At 71.3% G+C, this 23,819-nt stretch carries 24 protein-coding genes; 9 read left to right on the top strand and 15 right to left on the bottom strand.

Annotated features, from left to right (window positions below; genetic code table 11):
* Nucleotides 1-49: 49 nt before the first annotated feature.
* Entirely contained in the window at nucleotides 50-529 is a 480-nt protein-coding gene (locus tag ABT009_RS09040) for an Lrp/AsnC family transcriptional regulator (protein ID WP_351291138.1), read from the bottom strand.
* Nucleotides 530-589: 60 nt separating this feature from the next.
* Here ABT009_RS09040 and ABT009_RS09035 point away from each other — a divergent pair, with 60 nt between their 5' ends.
* The gene (locus ABT009_RS09035) at nucleotides 590-1,777 is read left to right on the top strand and encodes a trans-sulfuration enzyme family protein (RefSeq protein ID WP_351291136.1); all 1,188 of its coding nucleotides are present in this window, start codon (nucleotides 590-592) and stop codon (nucleotides 1,775-1,777) included.
* A 91-nt stretch (nucleotides 1,778-1,868) separates the two neighbouring features.
* Here the strand turns inward: ABT009_RS09035 and ABT009_RS09030 are convergent, their stop codons facing one another.
* The 3 genes from ABT009_RS09030 to ABT009_RS09020 form a co-directional block, all read right to left on the bottom strand.
* Nucleotides 1,869-3,335, bottom strand: coding sequence for a GNAT family N-acetyltransferase (locus tag ABT009_RS09030; protein ID WP_351291134.1), 1,467 nt, complete (start codon nucleotides 3,333-3,335; stop codon nucleotides 1,869-1,871).
* 288 nt (nucleotides 3,336-3,623) lie between these two features.
* Nucleotides 3,624-5,204, bottom strand: a complete 1,581-nt coding sequence (locus tag ABT009_RS09025) for an alkaline phosphatase D family protein (RefSeq protein ID WP_351291132.1) — start codon at nucleotides 5,202-5,204, stop codon at nucleotides 3,624-3,626.
* A 261-nt stretch (nucleotides 5,205-5,465) separates the two neighbouring features.
* Nucleotides 5,466-6,296 carry an alpha/beta fold hydrolase gene (locus tag ABT009_RS09020; protein ID WP_351291130.1) on the bottom strand — a complete coding sequence of 277 codons (831 nt, stop codon included), beginning with the start codon at nucleotides 6,294-6,296 and terminating at the stop codon, nucleotides 5,466-5,468.
* Between the two features lie 263 nt (nucleotides 6,297-6,559).
* Between ABT009_RS09020 and sigJ the strand changes: the two genes are divergently transcribed.
* Entirely contained in the window at nucleotides 6,560-7,444 is an 885-nt protein-coding gene (gene sigJ, locus ABT009_RS09015) for an RNA polymerase sigma factor SigJ (RefSeq protein WP_351291128.1), read from the top strand.
* A gap of 197 nt (nucleotides 7,445-7,641) precedes the next feature.
* Nucleotides 7,642-8,403 (top strand): GntR family transcriptional regulator, encoded by a 762-nt coding sequence (locus ABT009_RS09010; protein ID WP_351291126.1) that lies wholly within the window; start codon nucleotides 7,642-7,644, stop codon nucleotides 8,401-8,403.
* A gap of 121 nt (nucleotides 8,404-8,524) precedes the next feature.
* Here ABT009_RS09010 and ABT009_RS09005 read toward each other — a convergent pair whose 3' ends face one another.
* The 3 genes from ABT009_RS09005 to ABT009_RS08995 form a co-directional block, all read right to left on the bottom strand.
* On the bottom strand, nucleotides 8,525-9,682 hold the full coding sequence (locus ABT009_RS09005; RefSeq protein WP_351291124.1) for an ROK family transcriptional regulator: 1,158 nt from the start codon (nucleotides 9,680-9,682) through the stop codon (nucleotides 8,525-8,527).
* Between the two features lie 125 nt (nucleotides 9,683-9,807).
* On the bottom strand, nucleotides 9,808-10,470 hold the full coding sequence (locus tag ABT009_RS09000) for a response regulator transcription factor (RefSeq protein WP_351291122.1): 663 nt from the start codon (nucleotides 10,468-10,470) through the stop codon (nucleotides 9,808-9,810).
* Nucleotides 10,471-10,484: 14 nt separating this feature from the next.
* A complete protein-coding gene (locus ABT009_RS08995; protein WP_351291343.1) occupies nucleotides 10,485-11,705 on the bottom strand; it encodes a sensor histidine kinase in 1,221 nt (406 codons plus the stop codon).
* Between the two features lie 116 nt (nucleotides 11,706-11,821).
* On the opposite strand from ABT009_RS08995, the gene ABT009_RS08990 reads away from it, so the two are divergent.
* The 4 genes from ABT009_RS08990 (at nucleotide 11,822) to ABT009_RS08975 (ending at nucleotide 14,945) form a co-directional block, all read left to right on the top strand.
* Entirely contained in the window at nucleotides 11,822-12,754 is a 933-nt protein-coding gene (locus ABT009_RS08990; RefSeq protein ID WP_351291120.1) for an ABC transporter ATP-binding protein, read from the top strand.
* Between the two features lie 4 nt (nucleotides 12,755-12,758).
* A complete protein-coding gene (locus tag ABT009_RS08985; RefSeq protein ID WP_351291118.1) occupies nucleotides 12,759-13,496 on the top strand; it encodes an ABC transporter permease in 738 nt (245 codons plus the stop codon).
* 108 nt (nucleotides 13,497-13,604) lie between these two features.
* Complete coding sequence (locus tag ABT009_RS08980) at nucleotides 13,605-14,045, top strand: hypothetical protein (protein WP_351291116.1); 441 nt, start codon at nucleotides 13,605-13,607, stop codon at nucleotides 14,043-14,045.
* 60 nt (nucleotides 14,046-14,105) lie between these two features.
* Nucleotides 14,106-14,945, top strand: coding sequence for an SAM-dependent methyltransferase (locus tag ABT009_RS08975; RefSeq protein ID WP_351291114.1), 840 nt, complete (start codon nucleotides 14,106-14,108; stop codon nucleotides 14,943-14,945).
* Between the two features lie 220 nt (nucleotides 14,946-15,165).
* Here ABT009_RS08975 and mug read toward each other — a convergent pair whose 3' ends face one another.
* The 7 genes from mug to ABT009_RS08940 form a co-directional block, all read right to left on the bottom strand.
* Nucleotides 15,166-15,696 (bottom strand): G/U mismatch-specific DNA glycosylase, encoded by a 531-nt coding sequence (gene mug / locus ABT009_RS08970; protein ID WP_502989842.1) that lies wholly within the window; start codon nucleotides 15,694-15,696, stop codon nucleotides 15,166-15,168.
* A gap of 62 nt (nucleotides 15,697-15,758) precedes the next feature.
* A complete protein-coding gene (gene purB / locus ABT009_RS08965) occupies nucleotides 15,759-17,198 on the bottom strand; it encodes an adenylosuccinate lyase (protein WP_351291112.1) in 1,440 nt (479 codons plus the stop codon).
* A 122-nt stretch (nucleotides 17,199-17,320) separates the two neighbouring features.
* A complete protein-coding gene (locus ABT009_RS08960; RefSeq protein ID WP_351291110.1) occupies nucleotides 17,321-18,100 on the bottom strand; it encodes an SGNH/GDSL hydrolase family protein in 780 nt (259 codons plus the stop codon).
* A gap of 199 nt (nucleotides 18,101-18,299) precedes the next feature.
* Nucleotides 18,300-19,331 (bottom strand): hemolysin family protein, encoded by a 1,032-nt coding sequence (locus ABT009_RS08955; RefSeq protein WP_351291108.1) that lies wholly within the window; start codon nucleotides 19,329-19,331, stop codon nucleotides 18,300-18,302.
* Entirely contained in the window at nucleotides 19,328-20,659 is a 1,332-nt protein-coding gene (locus tag ABT009_RS08950; protein ID WP_351291106.1) for a hemolysin family protein, read from the bottom strand. Before ABT009_RS08950 ends, ABT009_RS08955 begins: the two co-directional genes overlap by 4 nt.
* Before the next feature lie 177 nt (nucleotides 20,660-20,836).
* Nucleotides 20,837-20,965: a hypothetical protein gene (locus tag ABT009_RS08945; RefSeq protein ID WP_502989838.1), complete on the bottom strand. Its 129-nt coding sequence runs from the start codon at nucleotides 20,963-20,965 to the stop codon at nucleotides 20,837-20,839.
* Nucleotides 20,966-21,040: 75 nt separating this feature from the next.
* Nucleotides 21,041-21,460: a GNAT family N-acetyltransferase gene (locus ABT009_RS08940; RefSeq protein ID WP_351291104.1), complete on the bottom strand. Its 420-nt coding sequence runs from the start codon at nucleotides 21,458-21,460 to the stop codon at nucleotides 21,041-21,043.
* Between the two features lie 155 nt (nucleotides 21,461-21,615).
* Between ABT009_RS08940 and ABT009_RS08935 the strand changes: the two genes are divergently transcribed.
* On the top strand, nucleotides 21,616-21,777 hold the full coding sequence (locus ABT009_RS08935; RefSeq protein WP_351291102.1) for a nuclear transport factor 2 family protein: 162 nt from the start codon (nucleotides 21,616-21,618) through the stop codon (nucleotides 21,775-21,777).
* Between the two features lie 33 nt (nucleotides 21,778-21,810).
* Nucleotides 21,811-22,257 (top strand): cyanase, encoded by a 447-nt coding sequence (cynS, locus tag ABT009_RS08930; protein WP_351291100.1) that lies wholly within the window; start codon nucleotides 21,811-21,813, stop codon nucleotides 22,255-22,257.
* A 614-nt stretch (nucleotides 22,258-22,871) separates the two neighbouring features.
* Here cynS and ABT009_RS08925 read toward each other — a convergent pair.
* Complete coding sequence (locus ABT009_RS08925) at nucleotides 22,872-23,762, bottom strand: LLM class F420-dependent oxidoreductase (protein ID WP_351291098.1); 891 nt, start codon at nucleotides 23,760-23,762, stop codon at nucleotides 22,872-22,874.
* Between the last annotated feature and the right edge of the window lie 57 nt (nucleotides 23,763-23,819).

Genomic DNA, 23,819 nt, shown 5'->3' with positions numbered 1-23,819 from the left:
TCATGGGGATTCGGGCGTCACGGCGGTTCGAGGGTGACGTGGCCGGCGTTCACGCAGGTTCGGGAGGCAGGAGCGGGCCGCACTCCCACTGCTGGAAGATCAACCGGGTTTCGACGCGCGCGACCTCGCGGCGTGCCGTGAACTCGTCGAGCACCAGCCGTTGCAGGTCCGCCGCGTCGGCCACGGCGACATGGACGAGGTAGTCGTCCGGGCCCGTGAGATGGAAGACGGTGCGTGCCTCCGGCAGCGCCCGGATCCGCTCGACGAACGGCCCGACGAGCTCCCGCCGGTGCGGGCGCACCTGCACCGAGAGCAGCGCCTCAAGGCCGCGCCCCAGCTTCGCCGGGTCCAGGCGCAGGCGGTGGCCCAGGATCACCCCCGAGCGGCGCAGCCGCGCCACCCGGTCCAGGCAGGTCGAGGGCGCGACGCCGACCTGCGCGGCGAGGTCGCGGTACGTGGTGCGTGCGTCGTTCTGCAGGAGCCGCAGAATGTGCAGATCCACCGGATCGAGTACGACAGATTCGGGCATCGGCCGAACGTAGCACGGTGTACTGCGCCAAGACCCCGGCCGTTGTTCACGCTGTCGCCCATGGACACCGACATCGCAGACGACACCGCACGCAGAGTCCCCACGTCCGGCTCCGCGGCCGTCCGGGCGCTGGCCACCGAAGCCGTCCATGCCGGCCGCGACGACCTCGCCGCGCTCGGCCTGCACGCACCCCCCATCGATCTGTCCACCACCTACCCGTCGTACGACAGCCGTGGCGAGGCCGCCCGGATCGACGCGTTCGCAGCCGACGGCACCGAGCCGTCCGGGACGCCTGTCTACGGGCGCCTCGGCAATCCGACCGTCGCCCGCTTCGAGAGGGCGATCGCGCGGTTGGAAGGCACCGAGAGTGCGGTCGCCTTCGCCAGCGGCATGGCCGCGCTCACCGCGGTCCTGCTGGTGCGCAGCTCCGTCGGCCTGCGCCATGTGGTCGCCGTGCGCCCGCTGTACGGCTGCAGCGACCATCTGCTGACCGCCGGGCTGCTCGGCTCGGAGGTCACCTGGACCGACCCGGCCGGAATCGCGGACGCCCTGCGGCCCGACACCGGCCTCGTACTCGTCGAGTCGCCCGCCAACCCGACGCTCGCCGAAGTCGACCTGCGCGCCGTCGCGCACGACTGCGGCTCCGTGCCGCTGCTCGCTGACAACACCTTCGCCACGCCCGTGCTGCAGCGGCCTGCCGAGTCGGGCGCGCGGCTGGTGCTGCACAGCGCCACCAAGTACCTGGGCGGGCACGGCGACGTACTGGGCGGAGTGGTGGCCTGCGACGAGGAGTTCGCGCGCCGCCTGCGGCAGGTGCGGTTCGCCACCGGCGGCGTACTGCATCCGCTGGCCGGCTATCTGCTGCTGCGGGGACTGGCGACCCTGCCGGTACGCGTGCGTGCGGCATCGGCGACGGCGGCGGAACTGGCGCGCAGGCTGGCCGCCGATCCGCGCGTCGCCCGTGTCCACTACCCGCGGCTCGGCGGTGCCATGGTCGCCTTCGAGGTACGTGGCGACCCGCACGAGGTGATCGCCGGGGTACGGCTGATCACTCCGGCCGTCAGCCTCGGCAGCGTCGACACGCTCATCCAGCACCCGACGTCCATCAGCCATCGGCTCGTGGCCGCAGACGACCGCCGGTCGTGCGGCGTCAGCGACCGGCTGCTGCGCCTGTCGGTCGGCCTCGAGGACGTCGACGACCTGTGGCGCGATCTGGAGCGTGCGCTCGGCGGGGACCGGGGTGAGTGAACGGCCGGGCGGGGCGGCCCGGTTCTGGCCGCCCCGCCCATCCGTTCCAGTTGTGGGTCGTAGCGCCGGCACCTCGTGAGCGCCGGTCGCGTCAGTACCGCCGGTCCCGTGCGAACTCCGGGTCCTGGCCGATCCCGTTCGCGTGGTCGTACGGCAGCCGCGAACGCACCGGTGTCGCGTCGAGGCGGGCCGTGATCACCAGCGTGCCCTCCTCGATCTGGTAGTCGAGGGGCAGTCCGAGGCCGCGCATGGCGGCGACCATCCCCGTATTGGAGGCCTGCGTGACCGCGTACACGCTCTCTGCGCCCGCCTCTACGGCCATCGTGACCAGGCGGCCGAGGAGTTCGCTGCCGATGCCGCGGCCCTGCCACTCGTCCTCGACGAGCAGCGCGACCTCCGTCTCGTCGCCGTCCCACAGGAGATGGCCGAGGGCGACGATGCGGCCGGCGTCGGTCCCCACGGCCAGGGTGCGGCCGAAGCGCGGGCTGAGCAGGTGGTTGAGGTAGCGGTCGGCGTCGCCGACGGGGCCGTGGTACCGCATGTTCAGGGTGCGCTTGGAGCACCGCTCGTGCATGGCCTTGGCGGCCTCGAGGTCGGCGGTGCCGGCCCTGCGTACCGTTATGGCGCTGCCCTGCGGCAGCGTCAGCACGTCCTTGCTGCGCGGCACGCGCGGGCCCAGCCGGGTGTCCAGCTCGACGAGCGCGCGGGCGCGCGCGAACTCGGTGGGCGTGAACGGCAGATATGGCCGCTCCACCGTGATCACCCCGCCTTCGGGCGCCCGCAGCCGCATCACGGTGTCCTCGAGAGCCCCCTCGACAGGAGCGGTCTCGCTCGTGCCGTTGTCGGCCGAGGCGGCGGGCAGTGAGCGGATCGTGCACCTGCCGAGCAACTGGCGTAGCGCCAGCGGCAGTTCGGCGTCGTCCAGGGCGGTACGCGTGGCCAGGCTCAGGACGCGGGTCGGGGCGTCCACCAGATCGTGGGCGTCGGCCCGTTCGATCCAGATGTCGGTGCCGCCCGCTCGGGAGATGGCGCGGGTGATCTCGCCGGCGGGCAGCTCGGCGGGAGCACGCAGCAGGAACTCGTCGACGGTGCCCTGTGCCAGCGGATGCGTCTGCAGGCTCAGGATGTCGACCTGGTGGTGTGCGAGCGCGGTGCACAGCGCGGCCAGCGATCCGGGCTCGTCCCGGACGGTGGTCCGCATCCGCCACAGCGTCGTCGTGTCGGCGGACGGTGCCGCGGGAGCGGACAGCCCGGTGGCGGCGGTCGCCCCGGTTGCTGAGGGCCCGGTCTGCTCGGCGGTGGCGAGCGGCCGGGTGCCGGTATCGCCTGTCGGAGGAGCGTGGCCGTGGCGTCGTGACCACCATGTGTGGAACGCCGCCGTGGCGATCAGTGCGACGGCCGAGACCACCAGCAGGGCGGGGCCGTCGGGCCCGTGCCCCACCAGGTTCGCCACGCCGTCGGCCACCGCAACGGCCGTGAACAGTGCCGCCAGTTCGACCACGTCCCGCCGCCAGTGGTGAACGGGACGGCCGTGCTTTGCACGGGTTACGTCAGACATCTCTCGCTTCATGCATCCACTGTGAAGGAGAGGTGTTGCGTGATCACGAACGGATTGTGACTGAGGGGTAAAGCGAGAACTGTCCTTTTTGCAGTGGTTTCACATTCAATGGCGCATGCCGTAAAGCCGCAGGTCAGGACAGTGTGGGGCAGCCTGGGCAGCGCACGGCGCGCTCAGGGGGGTGCGGGTTCTGTCAGCCGTACGGAGCAGTGGCGGCGGGCGCCCTGAGCGGGCGACCCGCCGCACACGTCGGACCGGACGGTCGCGAGGCTCGTCGGTGCGGACCGGCTACTGCCCCACGCGCCCCGGCTGCAGCACCTTCGTGAACAGCACCGAACCGCCCGTGGCGCGCAGCCGGACGGTCAGTTCGCCGCTGTCACCGTCGATGTCGACCTCGCCGAAGTATTGCGGGGACTCCATCGGAGACACGTTGCCCGTCGTCGGCGCCTGTACGAAGACTCGGTCGGGGCCGAAGGTGCCGTCCAGCGCGTTCGCGGGGAAGCCGCCCGCCGCCAGCGGACCCGAGACGAACTCCCAGAACGGCTCGAAGTCCGTGAAGGCCGCGCGCGACGGGTCGTAGTGCTGCGCCGACGTGTGGTGTACGTCCGCGGTCAGCCACAGCGTGCCGGTGATCCGGTTGTGCTTGATGAAACGCAGCAGTTCGGCGATCTGCAGCTCACGGCCGAGCGGCGCGCCCGGGTCGCCCTGCGCGACGGCCTCGAAGTCCGTCGCGCCGTCGGGCACGACAAGGCCGAGCGGCATGTCGGCGGCGATCACCTTCCACACCGCACGTGAACGCGACAGCTCCTTCTTCAGCCAGCTCAGCTGCTCCGCGCCCATGATGCCTGTGGTGTCGTCGGGCTGGCGGTCGGGCGAGTTGGCGTTGCGGTAGGTGCGCATGTCCAGCACGAAGACGTCCAGCAGCGGGCCGTGGTTCACGACCCGGTAGACGCGGCCGTCCTCGCCCGTAGAGGGCAGCGTGGAGATCGGGAAGTACTCGCTGAAGGCCTGACGGGCGTGCGCGGCCAGCGTGTCGACGTCCTTGATCGTGTACCGGCTGTCGGTGAGGATCTGGCCCGGGTACCAGTTGTTGCGGACCTCGTGGTCGTCCCACTGCGTGATCGTCGGCACCTGCGCGTTGAACCGGCGTACGTTCTCGTCGAGCAGCGTGTAGCGGAAGTTGCCCCGGTACTCGGCGAGCGTCTCAGCGACCTTGGACTTCTCCTCGGTGGTGACGTTCCGCCAGACACGGCCGTCGGGCAGCGTCACCGTCGACGACAGCGGCCCGTCCGCGTAGATGTTGTCACCGCTGCTCAGGAAGAAGTCCGGGTCGAGGCGGCGCATGTCCTCGTACGCGTAGAGGCCGCCGATGTCCGGGTTGATGCCCCAGCCCTGCCCCACGATGTCGCCCGACCACAGGAACCGTACGCCCGCGCGCCGCTTGGCGGGCGCGGTGCGGAAGGTGCCCGGCACCGGCTCGCCGGTGCGGCGGTAGTCCTCGGGGTCGGCCAGCGTCACGCGGTAGTGGATCTGCTCGCCGGGCGGCAGGCCGCGCAGCGGAACCGTACCTGTGAAGTCCGTGTCCGGGCCGAGGAGCGGGCCCTGCCATCTGCGCGGATTGCGGAAGGACTCGGTGGCGGCGGTCTCCACGATCATCCGCGCCGGCCGGTCGGAACGCGCCCACACCAGGCCCGTGGAGGCGGTCACGTCTCCCGCCTGCACTCCCCAGGCGGTACGCGGCCGTCCCGACAGCGCCTGAGCGGGCACCGCGGACGCCAGGACGCCCGCGGAGGGCAGGGCCAGCGCGGCGGACGCGGCGAGGGAGCCGCGCAGCACGGAGCGCCGGCCGGGGGTCGGGTTGTGAGTCATGGATGGCCTCCAGTGACGGTTCGGACCAAGGTGCGATGCCACAACTACTCGGGCGCCGCAGCGCACACACAAACCCCAAGTGAACAACTCGCCGCAGGCATAGGGGAACAGGACGCGCGGCGCTGCGGTCGTCGGTGGCCGTGGCTGCGCGAAGGCCCCCGGCGGGCTGGAAATCCAGCCCGCCGGGGGCACCTCCTGAAGGACTCCCCAAGCGTTGGCTGGGGAGTCGGCTGAGGGACTTTGAGGCCGAGTCCGAAGGGCTCAGTTGCTGGTGTCCAGGACGATCCGAGCGACGAGCGCCGGGTCGTCGTTCATCGGGACATGTCCGCATCCGGGCAGCCGTACCAGGTGCGCACCGGGGATGACGCGCTTGGCGCGGACGCCCTGGCGGTGCAGCAGCAGACGGTCGCGCGTACCCCAGGCGACGGTGACCGGGAGTCCCGGAACGTCGTCCTTGAAGAGCACCTGTCGCCCCGCGGTGAGCGTCTGGGCGAACCCGGTCGCATTGCGCAGCGCCAGCGTCTCGGCGACCACGGCCTCGGCCGGACGGCGGCCCGGGCGTGCGTAGATGGTGCTGGTCAGCGCGGCCCTCCCGGCCGCTGTGCGGGAGAGCCGTTCGATCATCGGGACAGGCAGCAGCCGTGCCCCCTGCCGCATCGCGAGCAGCGTGCTGAAGGCGTACCGGCGCTCGGCCTCCGTCCAGAACCCCGCGGGCGCCAGCGCCGTGACGGACCGTACGAGGTTCTCGCGGCCCAGTTCGAGGGCGAGCAGCCCGCCCAGCGAATTGCCCGCGACATGCGGGCGTTCGATCTCCAGTGCCGTACAGAGCGAGCCGAGTGCGGGCACCACGGTGGACAGGTCGTAGGTCAGCCCGTCGGGCAGCGCGGGGGACTCGCCGAAGCCGGGCAGGTCGACCGCTATGACGTCGCGCTCGGTCGCCAGGATGTCGATCACCGGGTCCCACGCCTGACGGTGGTGGCCGATGCCGTGCAGCAGGAGGAGCGGTTCGCCCGCGCCCACGCGTGTGTAGGCGAGGGACACCGTTCGGGGGCCATGGGGGGATTCGACCGGAAAGGAGACCGTTTGGGCCATGCTGCTGACTCCTCGTCTGGTGGCGCACCGGAGTCCCGTGAGCGCAGGCTCAGTTGGCCCGTCGGGACCGCTCGGAGGACCGGCGTGTAGACAGCTTGTCAGCAAAGGCTACTGGCGGGTAGACCCCGGTACGCGGTTTCGTGACGGGAGGCCGCAGAAGAGAACGCGGTCGCGCTCCCCGCGCGCCCCGTTGTCCGTCCCGTCCCGGTCGGGGAGCCCGAATTCCCCTGGACAGGATCAGACCGCTCCGCTGGGATGGGGGTGTGGCCACCGACACCGCGACCGATGTCTTCGAAGAACACCGGCCCGTGCTGATGGGAGTCGCCTACCGCATGCTCGGCCGCGTGGCCGACGCGGAGGACGTCGTCCAGGAGGCATGGCTGCGCTGGTCGTCCGGCGACCGGGCGGACGTGCGGGAGCCGCGCGGCTATCTGGTGCGGATCACCACGCGCCTGGCCCTCGACCGGCTCCGCCACGTCCAGTCCCGGCGCGAGACCTACGTGGGGCCCTGGCTGCCCGAGCCGCTGGTCACGGACTTCGGCCCCACCGTCGCGGACACGGAGGAACGCGCCGTCCTCGCCGACTCCGTCTCGTTCGCCGTCCTGGTCGTCCTGGAGTCGCTGTCGCCCCTGGAGCGCGCGGTGTTCGTGCTGCGGGAGGCCTTCGGATTCCCGTTCGCCGACATCGCCGCCACGCTCGACCGCAGCGAGTCTGCGGTGCGCCAGCTGGCGGGGCGGGCACGCAAGCACGTCGACGAGCGCAGGCCGCGCTACCAGGTGGACCCCACCGAGCGGCGCGACCTGACCGAGCGGTTCCTGACCGCGGCGGCGGGTGGTGACATCGAGGGGCTTATGTCCCTGCTGGCACCCGACGTCCAGCTCGTGAGCGACAGCGGAGGCAAGTCCAAGGCGCCGCTGCGCGTCATCGAATCGGCCGACAAGGTGGGCCGCTTCCTCGCCGCGGTGGGCCGCGAGGGGATCCCGGCGCTGGAGATCCGTGTTCTGGAGCTCAACGGCGGCCCGGCGGCGCTCGCCCTCTCCGGCGGCAAGCCCGACACGGTCTTCCAGCTGGAGATCGCCGACGGGCGGATCCAGCGCATCTACCTGGTACGCAACCCGGACAAGCTCGTCTCCCTCGCCTCGCACTGACCGGTACGCACGCGCGCGTGCCGATCACGAACAGTCCGTGAACACTCCCATGGACCCGGCCTGCCCTGCCGTAGCTGATCGAGGATTGGTCTTGACCAAGGGTGGGGCGCGGCTTATGGTCGCAGGCATAGTGCAGGAACCTTTAATAAACAAGGCGCTGAAACGCCGCCGGGGACACGGCGATTGCGGAGGACAGGGTGGGGACCACTCAGCTGGAAACGGTGCCGGAGCCGAAGTACTGGCACCTCAAGACCGTGCTCAGTGAGGCACTCGACGCCGAGTTCTCGGTCGGCGAGATCCTCCCCAACGAGCGCGATCTGGCCGCCCGCTTCGGGGTCGCCCGGGCCACGCTCCGGCAGGCACTCGAGCAGCTCGAGCTCGAGGGGCGCCTGCAGCGCCGCCGTGGGGTCGGTACCACCGTCGCGCCGCCGCGTATGGGTGTGGCCGTGGGGGCCGCCGAGCACGTGTGGCCGGGCGCCGTCGGCGAAGCCTGGAAGGCGGCGGACTGCACCCAGTCGGTTCCGCCCGCGGCCGTGGCCCGCATCCTGGAGACCGGGGATGACGAGACGGTGCACACGGTGCGCCGCATGCGCATGACGCACGGCCAGCCGGTCGCCGCCGAGCTGCTCTACATCCCCGCTTCCTCGGTGCCCGACCTCTCCGCGATCGAGGCGCCGTCCGGGCCGGCACGCGCGCGTGCCGTTCTGCGAGAGCTGCAGCGGCTCGGGCTCGAAGGACAGGACAGTGCCGTCGAGCTCGGCTCGGCCCGCGCGGACGACGCCAAGGTGCTCGACCGGCTGCCCGGCGCGCCGGTGCTGGTCGTCACGACCCGTTTCCTCGCCGAGGGCCGTACGGCCGCGGTCTCCGTGGCCACGTACCGCGCCGACACCTGCCGTCTCACCTTCGGCGACTCCGGCGGCGTCGAGATCCACCACGATGCGGAGCGCCGCGCCTCCTGACCGTGACCGCGGCCAGGGCGAGGCACGTGAGCCTCACCGCCTTCCTCCTTGCAGTCCCGCAAGGAGGAAGGCCTTTTGCTTCCGGCAGGACAACGACCTCTCACGGTCGGCGGCTGCGGCCTCACCTCCGCGCCGTGACCGTCCCCTCCACCGCGAACAGCTGCTCCTCGACATGGTCGAGCGCAAGCCGCAGCGCGCCCGTCGCGACGGCCGCCTCGCCGAGGATCGACAGAGCGACCCGCGGGGGCCGCAGACAGTAGCGGGCCAGCTCGCGGCGCAGCGGTTCCAGTACGCCGTCCAGACCGGCCGCCCAGCCGCCGACCACGACGAGCTCGGGGTCGAGCGCCAGCACCAGCGCCGCGACGTCGTGCACGAGTCGCTGGATGAAGCGGTCGACGGCCTCCAGGGCCCGCTCGTCTCCACTGCGGGCCTGCGCGAAGACCTCCGCGACCGCCTGCTCGTCCAGTGGATGCAGCGGCTCGTCCGTCGTCGACAGAAGCGTCTCCGGGGTGGCCTCGCGGCCCAGCAGGTGCAGTGCCCCGATCTCTCCGGCCGCCCCGCCGTACCCGCGGTGCAGCCGCCCGCCGATGAGTGAGCCGGCGCCGGGACTCAGGCCCGCCATCACGAACACGACGTCGTCGGACTCGGTCGCCGCGCCCTTCCAGTGCTCGGCGACGGCGGCCGCGTTGGCGTCGTTCTCCACGAGCACCGGGCATTTGAAGGACCGCCGGAGCCGCTCGCCCAGTTGCAGCCCCGTCCACTCGGGCAGGGCCGTGCCCAGACGTATCGTGCCGTCGGCCTCCACGATGCCGGGCGTGCCCACGCCGACGGCCCGCAGGGAACCACGTGCGACGCCGGCCCTGCGCAGCAGGTCGGCGACCGCCGTACGCAACCGCTCCAGCCGCTCGTCGGCGGGCGCGGACTCGTCGACGTCCTTCGACGCCGTGGCGAGCATCCGGCCCTCCAGATCGGCGAGGACGGCGGACACCCGGTGCGGCCCGATCTCAAGGCCGAGCAGATGACCGGCCTCCGCCCGGAACCGGAACCGCCGGGCGGGCCGCCCCTGCTTCCTGGTCGCACCCTCCTCGGCGGCCGTCTCGACCACGAGCCCGGCCTCGACCAGGCCCTCGACGACGCCCTCGACGGTCGGCCGGGACAGCCCGGTCACCCTGGTGATCTCGGTGAGCGTCGCAGGATCCGCGGCGCGCAGCGCATGCAGCACCACGGCGGAATTGATCCGCCGCAGCAGAGAGGGATCCCCGCCGGTCAGCAGCCCCAACGTCCGTCCTCCCAGCTCGTGCGCGTGTGGGGCGGATGGTACCTGCCGTATGGAACAGCGGCGAGACGGGAGGGTTGCACCGGTTGAACCGTGCCGGGCGCTCACCCCGGCTGTCGCCCGGTGGCTCACCCCGGTGAGACGAACCCCGACTCGTACGCCGCGATGACGGCCTGCGTGCGGTCCCGTGCCCCCAGTTTCGCCAGTACGGCGCTGACGTGGGACTTGACCGTCTCCGTGCCGATCAGGAGGCGCTCGGCGATCTCTGCGTTGGCCAGGCCGCGTGCCATCAGTCGGAGCACGTCCGCCTCGCGGTCGGTCAGCGCGGCCCGCTCCATCGCCGCGCGCGCCGTCGCGTTGCCGCTGTCCTTGCCGTACTCGGCCGCCAGCCGCCGGACCGCCGCCGGGAACAGCAGCGAGTCGCCCTCCGCGACAAGCCGCACGGCGTGCACGATCTCGGCGGGCCGCGCGCGCTTCAGCAGAAACCCGTCGGCGCCCGCACGCAGCGCCCCGTACACGTACTCGTCGTTCTCGAACGTAGTCACCACGAGGATCTTCGGCGGCTCCGGCACGGAGCGCAGCACCGCGCGCGTGGCCTCGATCCCGTCCATCAGCGGCATGCGTACGTCCATGGCGACGACGTCCGGCCGCAGCCGGCGCACCAGGGGGATGACGGCGGCTCCGTCGGCGGCCTCACCGACCACCTCGATGTCCGGTTGCGCCTCGAGGACGGCGCGCAGGCCCGCGCGTACGAGTGGTTCGTCGTCGACCAGCAGCACGGTGAGCGGCACGTGGTCAGCCTAGATCAGCCAAGCGGCAGTTCGACGTGCACCTGCCACTCGCCGTCCTCCTGGCCCGCACGGACGTGGCCGCCGAGCAGTCCGGCCCGTTCACGCATCCCGCGCAGCCCGCTTCCGCTGCCACCGCCTGTAACGGTCACGGCCGTGGTGGGCAGTGGATTGCGTACGTCCATCCTCAGGCCCGTGCGGTCCACGGTGATGCGGACGCGTACCGGCACCGCCCCCGCGTGCCGCAGCACATTGGTGAGGGCCTCCTGAAGCATCCGGTAGCCCTCCCGGGACACGGGCCCCGGCACCTGGTCGAGGGGGCCGGTCACCTCGGCGTCGACCTTCGCACCCGATGCACGCGCCGAGTCGAACAGGCGGTCCGCCTCGCCGAGTGCGGGCCGGCTGCTCACGGGCTGCTCCGCCTCGCGCAGCACCAGCAGTACGCGCTCCAGGTCCTCCAGGGCCGCCCGTCCCGTCTCCTCGATCGCGTCCAGCGCCTTCTCGGTGAACTCCGGGTCGGCGGCGGCGCGTGCGGCTCCCGCCTGTACGACGGCGACGGTCAGCGCATGCCCGATGGAGTCGTGCAACTCCCGGGCGATCCGGTTGCGTTCAAGCAGTTGCTCGGTGCGCTCTTCCAGCGCGGCCAGCCGCTCCTTGGGAGACGGCCCGAGCAGGCGGCGGGCGGCCGCGGCCATCATGGGCCCGACCGCGGCCACCACCAACACCAGGACCAGAGGCGGAACGGGGACGAGTAGCGCGTACGCCGAGTGATGTCCGGTGACTGGAATGAGGGGATCCGCGCCGGTGGGGGACCCCGCCGCGGCTCCGACGAGCGCCAGTGAGAGCGCCATGAGCTGGCCGGTCACAAAGGCGATGACACAGCCGACCTCCAGCCGGAGCACCATCCACACCGCGGTCCTGCCCCGGTCGCTCCACGAGGTGGACGGCGCCGCCGAGATACCGGGATCCTCGCTGCCGTCCTTCACGCGCGCGTGCGGCCCGGGAAAGAGCATCAGCCGTGCTTGCAGCCCCTCGGCCAGCCGCATAGCGGGCACCATGGCGGCCGCCACGAGCAGTGGGATGGGAACGAGGGGAACCAGCGCCCACTCCGCCAACGACAGATCGACGAACCCCGGATAGACCAGGCCGCAGACGAACGCGATGAACGCGCCGACCAGCATGTGCAGCCAGCGGGTGTAGGTGACCGCACGGGTCAGCGGTCGCAAGAAGCGGGGCAGCCGGGGCATGCCGTCATCGTTCCAGGGGGCTTCGCGCGACGGCTCCCCCGCGAGGGGGAGATGGAAGCCACCCACGGGGGAGGCCCGGTCACCGCCCCGGCCGCAACCCTGATGCCATGACGAGCATCGACATCAGCAACCTGACCAAGGAGTACGGAACTACCCGGGCCGTGGACCGCCTCACCTTCACCGTCGAACCGGGCCGGGTCACCGGATTCCTCGGCCCCAACGGCGCCGGCAAGTCCACCACCATGCGCCTCGCTCTCGGCCTCGACCGGCCGACATCCGGCACGGCCACCATCGGCGGACGGCCCTACGCCACCATCGAAGAACCGCTGCGCCAGGTGGGCGCGCTGCTCGACGCCCAGGCGGCGCACGGCTCCCGCACCGCCCGGAACCATCTGCGCGCCCTCGCCGTCAGCAACCGCCTCCCGGCACGCCGCGTCGACGAGGTCCTGGAGGAGGCCGGACTCGCCTCCGTGGCCGGCCGCCGCATCAAGACCTTCTCGCTCGGCATGCGCCAGCGCCTCGGCATCGCGGCCGCCCTCCTCGGCGATCCGCAGGTCGTCCTGCTGGACGAGCCCTCCAACGGCCTCGACCCCGAAGGCATCATCTGGGTCCGCGAGTTGCTGCGCCGCCTCGCCCGTGAAGGCCGTACGGTGCTCGTCTCGAGTCACCTGATGAACGAGACCGCAAGCTTCGCCGACCACCTCGTCGTCCTCGGCCGGGGCAAGCTGCTCGCGGACACCCCGATGCAGGACTTCCTCGACGCACACAGCCACGCGCGCGTGCGGGTGCGTACGACTGATCCGGCACGGCTGCGCGCCGCGCTCGTACGCAAGGGGTACGAGGTCGCGCAGAGCGACGACGGCCGGTGGACCGTCGAGGACGCCAAGGCCGCGGAGATCGGCGCGCTCGCCGCCGCAGAAGGCATCCCCGTAGTGGAACTCGCCGACGAACAGGCCTCGTTGGAGCAGGCCTACCTCGCCCTCACCGCTGACGACACGGAGTTCACGGCCGTGTCCCCGACCACCCCGCAGGAGGTCTGAAGCCATGTCGACCACGGCCGTTCTCCACTCCGAATGGATCAAGATCCGGTCGGTGCGCGCCAGTTTCGGATCGCTCATCGCGGTCTTCGCGGTCACCCTAGCCATCACCTTGCTCGTCTACCCCACCGTGGGCCAGGCAGAGGCGGACAACCCGGACGCCGAGCCGCTCTTCGGCGCCTTCTACGCGCTGAACTTCGCCCAGATCGCGGCGATCAGCTTCGGGGCGACCGCCGTCTCTTCCGAGTACCTGAACGGCGCGCTGCGCATCTCGCTGTCCGCCGTGCCGAACCGAGGCCTGTTCTACGCCGCCAAGATGGCGATCGTGGCCGTCGCCGCGCTCGTCGTGGGCCTCGTCACCAGCAACGCGTCGTTCCTTGTGGGCCAGGCGTTCATGGGGGAGTACACCATCGGGCTGAGCCACCCGGGGGCTGTGCGCGCCTGCATCGGGGGCGGGATCTATCTCGCGCTCATGGCACTCTTCGCCGCCGGTCTGACCGCCCTGCTGCGCAGCGCGGTCGCCGTACTGAGCATTCTCATTCCCTTCATCCTGATCGTCTCGTTCGTGGTCGGTGACGTGGCGAAGGGCGCCGCCGAGTATCTGCCGGACCGGGCCGGCCAACAGGTGCTCCACCAGGACCCGGTGGGCAGCCTCGGTCCCTGGAGCGGCCTCGCCGTCACGGCGGTTTGGGCGGCGGCCGCGGTGGTGGCCGGCTGGTGGGCCGTTCGCCGCAGGGATGCCTGACGTCGGACCGGGCGGCAGACACCGACTCGTAGGCCCAGACCGGGCGAAAGGACACCGACTGGTAGGCCCGGAGGCTGGTTGTCAGTGCATGCCGGTTTACTGGACGACATGAGCACCGCACAGCACCTGGACACCGTCCTCCTGCTGTGCTCCCGGGAGTTCCCGGCCGAGCACGGCAGGTGGGACGGTGGATTCTGCGGTCCCGGTTACCACATAGCTGAGCTAGCGGTGTTCGACGGATTCCGGGGCGGCGACTGCTCCGAGGCGCTCGAGGCGAGGGAGCAGTACGAGGCCGAGTGCGTGGCACTGTCCGAGCGGCTGACGAAGCGCTGGGGACTGCCTGTGCCGGTCAGCCTGTACAGCCTGCTGCACCGCTCCATGGGCGACGGCGAGGACATACCCGAGCCGTGGCGCATGCTCAGCGCACGCGTGCAGGATGCGCAGCTGTGGCAGACCGACGAACGCTGGGTCGCGCTCGGCGGCTCTCCATGGGGTGAGGAGTCGCCCTTTCAGCTCCTTGCCGCCGTCACCGAGGTCGACCCGCCGTGACCTGCGCGGGTCCGGAGCAACTCCCGTGCCACCATGGCCCCTTGAAGCACCCCAGCAGCCATGCACGGCCCGTACGGAGGAGCAGCGAACGTGAGCGACAGCACCGGGCAGGCGCCGGACGAGCGGATCGACAGCCACATCGCACACAACGCCCGTGTGTGGAACTACTGGCTGGGCGGCAAGGACCACTATCCCGTGGACGAGCAGGTCGGCGAGCAGGTGACATCGATGTACCCCAGCATCGGTGAGGTGGCGCGCGCCGACCGGGCGTTCCTCGGCAGGGTGGTCGGCCTCCTGGCCGGGGAGGCGGAGATCCGCCAGTTCCTCGACATCGGCACCGGACTGCCCACCGTCGAGAACACGCACGAGGTGGCCCAGCGCATCGCCCCCGACGCCCGCATCGTCTACGTCGACAACGACCCCATCGTGCTCACGCACGCCCGCGTATTGCTCACCAGTTCGCCCGAAGGAGCCACCAGCTACGTCGACGCGGACGCGCACCAACCCGACGCCATCCTGCGGGCCGCAGCCGCGACCCTCGACTTCGACCGTCCCATCGCGGTCATGATGCTGGGCATCCTGAACTTCATCCTGGACACCGACGAGGCCCGCGCAATCGTCCGGCGCCTCATGAACGCCGTGCCCTCCGGAAGCTATCTCGCGGTCACCCACCCCACCCTGGAGCTGGGCGGCGAGGGCAACGCCGAGGCGATGAAGTTCTGGAACGAGAACGCCACGCCCCCGATCACCGCCCGGAGCAGGGCGGAGGTCGAGAGCTTCCTCGAGGGCCTGGAGATCCTCGAGCCGGGCATCGTCTCGTGCGCGCGCTGGCGCCCGGACGCGGCGGCTGAGGAGGCGCCGGTGGTGGCCCAGTTCGGGGTGGTCGCGCGGAAGCCCTGATCCTGGGCGGAAAACCTGATCTTGAGCTGCAGCCGTGGTCGTCGGGGTGGGTCTTGGACCTCAGAGGGGCCCTGGCCGTCGGCGTGAGTCCCTGGCCCTCAGCGGGAGCCCTGATAGTCGGCCCAAGGCCTGAGCATCGGCGGGGCCTGAGTCCAGCGGGGCACCCTGGGTTCGGCGGGAGCGTTGAGGGCCGGCGGGAGCGCTGAGGGTTGGCGGGGCCTCAAGGCCCGGGGAGGCCCTGAGTGTCGTCGGCCTCGGAGGCGGCTGCGCGCAGGCGGCCGAACTCCTCCGCCATCGTCGCCGCCGTCCAGTGCGCGTTGAGCCCGCTCGGGTTGGGCAGCACCCACACCCGGCTGCCGCCGATCGTCCGCTCCTGTGGCCCGATCCCGGCCCGACGCTCACCGAACGCCGCGCGATAGGCGGTCACGCCCACCACGGCGAGCCACCGCGGCCGCAGCCGCTCCACCTTGCCGGCCAGGATGCGGCCGCCCTCGCGGTACTCGTCCGCGGTCAGCTCGTCGGCGCGGGCGGTGGCGCGGGCCACGACATTCGTGATGCCGAGGCCGTACGTGAGCAACTCCTCCTGCGCCGCGGGGATCAGTAGCCGGGGCGTGAACCCCGACAGATGCAGCACGGGCCAGAAGCGGTTGCCCGGGCGGGCGAAGTGATGGCCGGTAGCGGCCGTCATCAGGCCCGGGTTGATGCCGCAGAAGAGAACGCGGAGACCGTCCGCGACCACATCGGGCACGATGCGGTCGCGGGCGGCCTCGAGATCGGCGGCAGTCAGCCGCGTCTGCCCATTGCTCCTCCGCGTCAGAGGATCGCCCCCGGCGTGTAGCCGGCCGCCTCCGGACGCTCCTTGACGATCTCCTCGATCCGTGCGACCACGGCCGCCACCTGGTCGCTCGCGGCGCCGGTGAAGGACAGCTTGTCGGCCATCAGCGCGTCGAGCTGCTCCCGGTCCAGCGGGATGCGCTCGTCCGCGGCGAGCTTGTCGAGGAGTTCGTTGCGCTCGGCGCCCTGCTCGCGCATCGCGAGCGCCGACGCCACCGCGTTCTCCTTGATGGCCTCGTGCGCGAGCTCCCGGCCCACGCCCGCCCGCACCGCGCCCATCAGCACCTTCGTCGTCGCGAGGAAGGGCAGGTAGCGGTCCAGCTCCCGCGCGACGACCGCCGGGAACGCACCGAACTCGTCGAGAACCGTCAGGAACGTCTCAAGGAGACCGTCGAGCGCGAAGAACGCGTCCGGCAGCGCGACCCGGCGCACCACCGAGCAGGACACGTCGCCCTCGTTCCACTGGTCGCCCGCCAGCTCACCGGTCATCGAGGCGTAGCCGCGCAGGATCACCATGAGGCCGTTGACGCGCTCGCACGAACGGGTGTTCATCTTGTGCGGCATCGCCGACGAGCCGACCTGGCCCGGCTTGAAGCCCTCGGTCACCAGCTCGTGGCCGGCCATCAGCCGGATCGTCTTGGCGAGCGACGACGGCGCCGCGGCCAGCTGCACCAGCGCCGTCACGACCTCGTAGTCGAGGGAGCGCGGGTAGACCTGGCCGACCGAGGTGAAGGCCTGCGAGAAGCCGAGGTGCTGCGCGATGCGCTGCTCCAGCTCGGCGAGCCTCCCGGCGTCGCCGCCGAGCAGGTCGAGCATGTCCTGGGCGGTGCCGACCGGGCCCTTGATGCCGCGCAGCGGGTAGCGGGTCAGCAGCTCCTCGACCCGGCCGTACGCCACCAGCAGCTCGTCGGCGGCCGTCGCGAAACGCTTGCCGAGGGTGGTCGCCTGCGCGGCGACGTTGTGCGAGCGGCCCGCCATGACCAGCTCGCCGTACTCGCCGGCGAGCTTGCCGAGCCGCGCCAGCACGGCGACCGTGCGGTCGCGGATGAGCTCCAGCGAGAGCCGGATCTGCAGCTGCTCGACGTTCTCCGTCAGGTCGCGGGAGGTCATGCCCTTGTGGACGTGCTCGTGGCCGGCGAGGGCGTTGAACTCCTCGATCCGGGCCTTCACGTCGTGCCGGGTGATCTTCTCGCGCTCGGCGATCGAGCTCAGGTCGACCTGGTCGAGGACCAGCTCGTAGTCGGCGATGACGCCGTCCGGCACCTCGATCCCGAGGTCCTTCTGGGCGCGCAGCACGGCGAGCCAGAGCTGACGCTCCAGCTTCACCTTCTGCTCGGGGGACCACAGAGTGGCGAGCTCGGCCGAGGCATAGCGGCCGGCGAGGACGTTCGGGATGCGGGGCTTGGGAGACGCAGTCACGTGGACGAATTCTACTGGCGATTCGTGCAGGCCAGCGCCCGGCCCCGATTCGTCGGAAGCTACGAAGGGGTACGGGGCCGTCCTTGCAGGCGCCGACCCGTACCCCGACCTAGCACGACGGCCTAAGCGATCGGACCCTCGTACGGCAGGAGTTCCGGCCGCTTCGGCGGGCGGCCGTCGCCGGAGGAGCGGCCCGTGAGGCGGCGGCCGATCCACGGCAGGAGGTACTGGCGGGCGAACCGGGCGTCGGCGATCCGCCGGGTCGCCCAGTTCGGCGGCACGGGAGCAGGCAGTGGCGCCCGCCAGTCGTCCTCGGGTTCGTACCCGAGGGTCTCCCACACCGCTTCGGCCACCCGGCGGTGTCCTTCGGGCGTCAGATGCAGCCGGTCCACGTCCCACATCCGCTGGTCGGACAGGGCGGGCACCCCGAAGAGGTCGACCACGAGCGCGCCGTGGCGTGCCGCGAGCGTGTCGACGCAGTCGAACAGCTCTTCCATGCGCGGGCGGAACCGCTCCAGTACCGGGCCGGTCCGGCCCGGGCTGCGCATCAGCACCAGCTGCTTGCAGTTCGGGGCGAGGCGCTCCACCGCCTCCTCCAGGAGTCCGCGGACCCTGCCCATGTCGCACTTGGGCCGGAGCGTGTCGTTGAGGCCGCCGACCAGGGTGACGACGTCCGCCTGCATCTCGGCTGCCGCGTCCACCTGCTCCTCGACGATCTGGCCGATGAGCTTGCCGCGGACCGCGAGGTTGGCGTATCGGAAGCCGGGCGTGTGGGCCGCCATCCGTTCCGCCAGGAGATCGGCCCAGCCGCGGTACGAGCCGTCGGGGAGGAGGTCCGACATGCCCTCGGTGAAGCTGTCGCCTATCGCGACGAGACTTGTGTAGTTTGCATTGATCTCCATGGCGGAGCGATGCTATCGCGCTCCGCGCGCCGCAGTTCTCGGGGCCGTCCCGCTTACGGGTGCCGCCGACGGTGCGCCCTCAGGGAACCTGTGCACAGGCCGTACGCGAGGCTCGAGCAGGCCCGGCGGCAGCCGCAGGCGGCCCCGACCCGGCCACCGGCACGTGGCGAGCCGGGGCCGGCACCGAGGGGATCGACTGTCAGACCGGCTGGCCGAACAGTTCCCGCAGTACGTCCTCCATCGTCACCAGGCCCGCGAGGCGGCCGTCGGAGCCGATGACCGCTGCGAGGTGGGTGCGGCTGCCGCGCATGGCGGTCAGTACATCGTCCAGCGGTGTGGTCTCGCGTACCCGGGCGATGGGCCGCATGTCGCTGATCTGGAAGGGCAGATCGCGGGGCGTCACATCGAGGGCGTCCTTGACGTGTAGATAGCCCACGATCCGGCGGCCGTCGTCGACGACGGGGAACCGGGAGAACCCGGACTCCGCCGCGAGCCGCTCGAGCTGCTCGGGGGTGACGCCCACGTGCACGTAGACGAGCCGCTCCAGCGGCAGCACCACGTCGCGTACGGGACGACGGCCCAGCTCAAGGGCGTCGTGCAGCCGCTCGCGGGCACGCTCGTCGATGAGCCCCGCCTCGCCGGAGTCCTTGACCAGCCGGGCGAGCTCGTCGTCCGAGAACGTCGCCGCCACCTCGCCCTTCGGCTCTACGCGGAGCAGCTTGAGCAGGGCGTTCGCGAAGGCGTTGACCGTGAAGATCACCGGGCGCAGCGCCCGGGCCACGGTCACCAGCGGCGGGCCGAGCAGCAGCGCGGTCCGCACCGGCTCGGCCAGCGCGACGTTCTTCGGGATCATCTCGCCGAGCAGCATGTGCAGATACGTAGCGACGACCAGCGCGATCACGAACGAGATCGGGTGGACCAGACCGTGCGGAACGCCGACCGCGTCGAACACCGGCTCAAGCAGATGCGCGATCGCGGGCTCCGCGACCACACCCAGAACCAGCGTGCACAGCGTGATGCCGAGCTGCGCGGCCGCCATCAGCGCCGACACATGCTCCAGTCCCCACAGCACGCTGCGCGCGCGCAGGCTGTGCTGCTCACGGCGCGCACCCCGCTCGGCGTACTCCTCGATCTGGCTGCGCCGGACCGAGATCAGCGCGAACTCGGCGCCCACGAAGAAGGCGTTGACGACCAGCGTCGCCAGGGCGATCAGCAGCTGGACGGCGGTCATCGTCCCTCCTCCGCGTCATCGGTGTTCGTCGGCGCGTGCAGCAGCACGCGGGCGGCCCGGCGGCCACTGGCGTCGACCACGTCGAGCCGCCATCCGTCGACCTCGACCCGGTCGCCGACCTTCGGGATCCGGCCGATCTCGGCGGCGACGAGCCCGGCGAGCGTCTCGTACGGGCCCTCGGGAGCCCGCAGCCCGACGCGTTCGAGCTGGTCGGTACGGGTGGCGCCGTCGGCCGAGTACAGCTGGCGGCCGTCCTCGTCCGTCCCGGCGGGGGCCAGGTCCGGCGTCTCGTGCGGGTCGTGCTCGTCGCGTACCTCGCCGACGACCTCCTCGACGATGTCCTCCAGGGTTGCGACGCCTGCGGTGCCGCCGTACTCGTCGATGACCACGGCCATCGTGCGCTTGCCCGAGAGCCGGTCCAGCAGCCGGTCCACGGTCAGCGACTCGGGGACGAACAGGGGCTCGCGCATCACCTCGGTGACGGGCGTGCGCGCGCGGCGCTCGGCGTGTACAGACAGCACGTCCTTGATGTGGACGATGCCGATGACCGAGTCGAGGCTGCCGCGGTAGACGGGGAAGCGGGACAGGCCGGTCGCGCGGGTCGCGTTGGCGACGTCCTCGCAGGTCGCCTGCGCCTCGAGCGCGATGACCTGCACGCGCGGCGTCATCACGTTCTCCGCGGTGAGATCGGCGAGGTTGAGGGTCCGTACGAAGAGCTCGGCCGTGTCGGCCTCCAGCGCGCCCTCCTTGGCGGAGTGGCGGGCCAGGGCGACCAGCTCCTGGGGCCCGCGGGCGGAGGCGAGCTCCTCAGCGGGCTCGATGCCGAGGCGGCGCACCGCGTGGTTCGCGGTGTTGTTGAGATGCCCGATGAACGGCCGGAACGCGGCACTGAACCAGCGCTGCGGATTGCCCACAGCCTTGGCAACCGTAAGCGGCGAGGAGATCGCCCAGTTCTTGGGCACCAGCTCGCCGACGACCATCAGGAAGACGGTCGACAGGGCCGTGCCGATGACCAGGGCAATGGACGAGGCGGTGCCCCGGGAGATGCCGAGGGCCTGCAGCGGGCCCGTGATCATCTTGGCGATGGACGGCTCGGCGAGCATGCCGACGACCAGGTTGGTGACGGTGATGCCGAGCTGTGCGCCGGACAGCTGGAAGGTGAGGTTCCGCACTGCCTTCAGGGCACCGGCGGCGCCGCGCTCACCTCGCTCCACGGCGCGCTCGAGTTCGCCGCGCTCCACGGTGGTAAGCGAGAACTCCGCTGCGACGAACGCGCCGCAGGCCAGCGAGAGCAGCACGGCCAAGGCGAGCAGGAGCACTTCGGTCATCGGGTCACCTCCGTCCCATGGTCAGCCAGGGCCGGGGGCATTGCGCGATGGGTGGTACTGGGAGGCTCGCCCATGGGCGGACGCTCACACCTTTCCTAGGAGCCGAATGTCCCACCCATGGTAAAGGATCGGCAAAGTGGTGCGCGTGTTCCCCTGGCGCGCCTCCTCCGTCGCCTGTCAGGCGTGGCGCGCTGTCTCGTTCCGCTGCAGCACCATCGCGTCGCCACGGCGGCCGCCGAGCCCTACGAACCGCTCCTCCGCGGGGGCCGGCAGCGCCGAGCCCTTGGCGGCGGTGCTCCGGTGCACTGCCAGCCGGTACAAGTGGCGGCGCCGGCCATCGGATCTTGGCGGCTCACAAACCTCCGGGAGTGCTGCCGGTGCTTACAGTGGCTTGACCCAGCGCCGCCAGTGGTCCTCGCGATGGTAGCCAGCCGCGGCCCAGGTGTGGTGTGCCCGTTCGTTGACTTCGAGGACCATGGCGTCGACCCGTCGCCCTCCCAGGGTGCTGAATCGTTGTTCTGCCGCTTGCATCAGGGCGGTGGCGATGCCTTGGCGGCGGCAGTCGGGGCGTACGGCCAGTCGGTAGGCGGAGCATCGCCATCCGTCGAAGCCGGCTATGACGGTTCCCGTGAGGAGGCCGTCGCGCTCTGCGAGGAGCAGGGCTTCGGGGTCCGTTGTGATGAGTCGGGCCACGCCGTCGTAGTCGTCACTGATGCTCGTTCCTTCCGCGGCTTCGCGCCAGAACTGCAGCACGGTGTCGATGTCCGCGAGGGTGGCGCAGCGGATGTGAAGATCGCTCATGGGGCGAGCCAAGCAGAGCGCCGGCCTGTCTGGCGAACGGTTTCCGTGCCGAGGCATCGAGAGAGGGGTGAGCTTGGTCCCGGGTTCGCGCAAGCCGCGAGTGAACCCCTGGGCAGGGAGACGTTCCAGTCCAGCCGCCATCACTGCACCTGCACGTGTTCGGCCACGCCGAGATCGAGGCGTTCCGGCGCTCCCGCTCCCCGCAAGGCCTGGACCGTACGCTGGGCCGCACCGAGATCGTCACCAGGAACTCCATCCGCCAGTGCTTGCCCGAGGGCTGGCGCGTCGTGGGCGCCCATGCCTCCCGGCGCCTCTGAAGCGCTCGGGGCTATCGACATGAGGAGCAGCAGATGATCACTACCAAGCAGGAAGCCGCGGCGGCGGTCCGTTCGGCCAAGGCGCGGCTCGGGGTGACCTGGGCTCAACTCGCCGAGGCGGCCGGCCGGCCCGTCGCCTGGACCACGGCCGCCCTCCTCGGCCAGCACCCGATGAGTCCGGCGGAGGCCGAGGCTGCGGCGTCCCTTCTCGACCTCGGCAAGGACGCCGCCGAGGCCTTCCAGCTCCAGCCCACCCGTGGTGCGCTGGACGCCGCTGTCCCGGTGGATCCGACGATCTACCGGTTCTACGAGGTGCTGCAGGTCTATGGGCCGACGATCAAGGAGCTCATCCACGAGCAGTGCGGCGACGGCATCATGAGCGCCATCAATTTCCGCCTCGACGTCCAGCGCGTCCCCGACCCCGCAGGAGACCGCGTCGTGGTGGTCCTCGACGGAAAGTTCCTCCCCTACCAGTGGTGACGTAGCCAGACATCACGGTTGCCGCGCCCCCACGGCCCACCGCCGACGCGTCGGCCGGGATCGACCAGGCCATGCGCGGCGGCGCACACGGACGTGGGCGACCTCGGACACATCATGCCGGTAGTCCAGCCCATGGCGGCGGCCGGCGGCGACGGGCCCCTTCCACGGCAACACCATCTACACCGCCGGCCACGCTGAGCCGGGAGGAGCCCTTCCACAGCGGCGAGCGCGGCTGACCCCACCGCGCCACCCGCCTGCCGGAGCACCGGCAGGCGGGGCGGCGAAGCCAGGACGCCGGCCGGCCATGACCCTCGCCACCCACGCGGTGGAGGCTCGCGCTGACGCGCGGCAGGCGTTTTCCCGCCGCGCGACCCGGCGGAAGAACGAAGACCGGCGCGACGACGGAGGCGGCGACCCGGCTGGGGCCCGGGTGCGGGGCCTGAGGCGTCGAGACCGAAGAACGATCCGGCCGGTCCGGCCACCGGCACCGCCCGCGTCATGCGGGGCGGCTCCCGCAGAAGCATTTCCGGCATGCGGGCGGTCGGCCACATCCCTGCCCGTTCGACGGCCTGACCGCAGCCGTACGACCGGTCATCGCCCCGCCCTTGCGCAGATCACTCCCCGCGCAACCGCTCGATCACCGCCCCGAACGCCTCCATGTACGGCTCAAGAACGGTCAGGTACGTAAAGCCGTACCGCTCGCGCTGTGCTCGCAGCTGGGCGGTGATCTGGTCCAGGGTGCCGACCGCCATGATCGGCAGAGCGAGCACCTGCTCCTCGGTGAGATTGGGTAGGTGCGGCAGGGCCTCCTGCACGGCGGCCCGCCGGTCCTCGGTGACGGCGACGACTTGAAGGAGCAGATTCAGCTCGGCGGGCTCGGCGCGCCCGGCTGCGAGGCGCCGGTACGTCGCCACGCGCTCGTCGAGCTCCTCGGCGGTGATCGGGGCGAGCGTGCCGGTGGTGCTGTCCGGCACCGAACGCGCGCCCGTGAACGCCGCGATGTCCGCGTGTTCGGCCGTGAGCTTCAGCATCCGGTCGCCGTTGGCGCCGATCAGGATCGGTACCCGGGGCTTCTGCACCGGTTGCGGCTGGTGTTCGGGCGAGACCAGAAGCCGGTCCAGCTCCTCGATGGTGTGCCGCAGATGCGCGACGCGTTCACCCGGTGATCCGTACGGCAGGCCCGCGGTGTCGTGCTCGGCCTGGACGTATCCGGTGCCGAGCCCCAGTTCGAGCCGGCCGCCGGTCAGGGCGTCCGTGGTGGCCACCTCACGGGCCAGCAGCGCGGGGTTCCAGAAGCCCGCGTTCAGCACGAACGTGCCGACGCGCGGCCGCTCGGTGGCGTCGGCCGCGGCGACCAGCGCGGGGAACGGCGCCGGCAAGCCCAGATGGTCGGGGACCAGGATCACGTCGTATCCGAGCTCCTCGGCCCGGCGGCACTTCTTGCGCCATTCGTCACCGGGGACGGAACTGAACAGGTTGACGCCGAAACGGAACGGCCGCGCCATGAACTCTCCTCACTTCTAGGTGACTTGAGGACTCATAGGTGACTTGAGGGGCTGATC

The organism is Streptomyces sp. NPDC002896 (genome assembly GCF_040295225.1).
Classification (GTDB): domain Bacteria; phylum Actinomycetota; class Actinomycetes; order Streptomycetales; family Streptomycetaceae; genus Streptomyces.
The sequence above is the reverse complement of the archived record's forward strand: the minus strand, read 5'-3'. Positions and strand labels throughout refer to the sequence as shown.

What these genes read in the sequence shown, in the direction of transcription:
- ABT009_RS08990 (WP_351291120.1), top strand. Translation starts at nt 11,822, where the DNA reads ATGACGAGCATCGACATCAGCAACCTGACCAAGGAGTACGGAACTACC.
- ABT009_RS08975 (WP_351291114.1), top strand. Translation starts at nt 14,106, where the DNA reads ATGCACGGCCCGTACGGAGGAGCAGCGAACGTGAGCGACAGCACCGGG.
- ABT009_RS09030 (WP_351291134.1), bottom strand. Translation starts at nt 3,335, where the DNA reads ATGTCTGACGTAACCCGTGCAAAGCACGGCCGTCCCGTTCACCACTGG.
- ABT009_RS08980 (WP_351291116.1), top strand. Translation starts at nt 13,605, where the DNA reads ATGAGCACCGCACAGCACCTGGACACCGTCCTCCTGCTGTGCTCCCGG.
- ABT009_RS08925 (WP_351291098.1), bottom strand. Translation starts at nt 23,762, where the DNA reads ATGGCGCGGCCGTTCCGTTTCGGCGTCAACCTGTTCAGTTCCGTCCCC.
- ABT009_RS08960 (WP_351291110.1), bottom strand. Translation starts at nt 18,100, where the DNA reads ATGGAGATCAATGCAAACTACACAAGTCTCGTCGCGATAGGCGACAGC.
- ABT009_RS08940 (WP_351291104.1), bottom strand. Translation starts at nt 21,460, where the DNA reads ATGAGCGATCTTCACATCCGCTGCGCCACCCTCGCGGACATCGACACC.
- ABT009_RS09040 (WP_351291138.1), bottom strand. Translation starts at nt 529, where the DNA reads ATGCCCGAATCTGTCGTACTCGATCCGGTGGATCTGCACATTCTGCGG.
- ABT009_RS08950 (WP_351291106.1), bottom strand. Translation starts at nt 20,659, where the DNA reads ATGACCGAAGTGCTCCTGCTCGCCTTGGCCGTGCTGCTCTCGCTGGCC.
- ABT009_RS08985 (WP_351291118.1), top strand. Translation starts at nt 12,759, where the DNA reads ATGTCGACCACGGCCGTTCTCCACTCCGAATGGATCAAGATCCGGTCG.
- ABT009_RS09025 (WP_351291132.1), bottom strand. Translation starts at nt 5,204, where the DNA reads ATGACTCACAACCCGACCCCCGGCCGGCGCTCCGTGCTGCGCGGCTCC.
- ABT009_RS09020 (WP_351291130.1), bottom strand. Translation starts at nt 6,296, where the DNA reads ATGGCCCAAACGGTCTCCTTTCCGGTCGAATCCCCCCATGGCCCCCGA.
- ABT009_RS09035 (WP_351291136.1), top strand. Translation starts at nt 590, where the DNA reads ATGGACACCGACATCGCAGACGACACCGCACGCAGAGTCCCCACGTCC.
- cynS (WP_351291100.1), top strand. Translation starts at nt 21,811, where the DNA reads ATGATCACTACCAAGCAGGAAGCCGCGGCGGCGGTCCGTTCGGCCAAG.
- ABT009_RS08955 (WP_351291108.1), bottom strand. Translation starts at nt 19,331, where the DNA reads ATGACCGCCGTCCAGCTGCTGATCGCCCTGGCGACGCTGGTCGTCAAC.